Origin of the sequence: Ochrobactrum sp. SFR4, assembly GCF_019730395.1 — a bacterium.
Taxonomy (GTDB): domain Bacteria; phylum Pseudomonadota; class Alphaproteobacteria; order Rhizobiales; family Rhizobiaceae; genus Pseudochrobactrum.
In genome coordinates this window covers 1-386 of record NZ_JAAPBB010000306.1, presented here as the reverse complement: position 1 = coordinate 386, position 386 = coordinate 1, and the positions used below count along the sequence as shown (strand labels likewise).

The window sequence follows — 386 nt, the reverse complement described above, 5'->3', positions numbered from 1 at the left end:
CGAAGCGAGAATGCGATGCTCTACCGGACCATGCTGTTCAACATGCGATGATTTTTGTACCACAGCCAACTCCCGACACAGAAATGTTGCATTTTGTGGCTTTTAACAAAAAACAGCCCTGTAATGCAACATATTCTGTAACTGCCGGTCGTTAAAGGCGCATAATTCTACATGCGCCATGTTTGTGTTTTACGCAGCAGCATTTGTGACAGGCCATAATGCACCAACCGCGCTGCAACATTGGTATAGAAGATCATCATCCCCATTGCGGCGGCAGGCGCCACATCCCCTGCATCATCCATATTCAGCACAGCTACGGAAGCCAGCGTTGTATGCGCAGAATAGAGGAAGACCACTGCCGAGACTGTCGTCATCGCATTGACGAA

The 386-nt window shown here is 49.0% G+C and carries 1 pseudogene; it reads right to left on the bottom strand.

Going from position 1 to position 386, the window contains the following annotated elements:
• Positions 1-167: 167 nt before the first annotated feature.
• Positions 168-386 (bottom strand): annotated as a pseudogene (locus HBA93_RS19110) (putative 2-aminoethylphosphonate ABC transporter permease subunit); the annotation flags it as partial.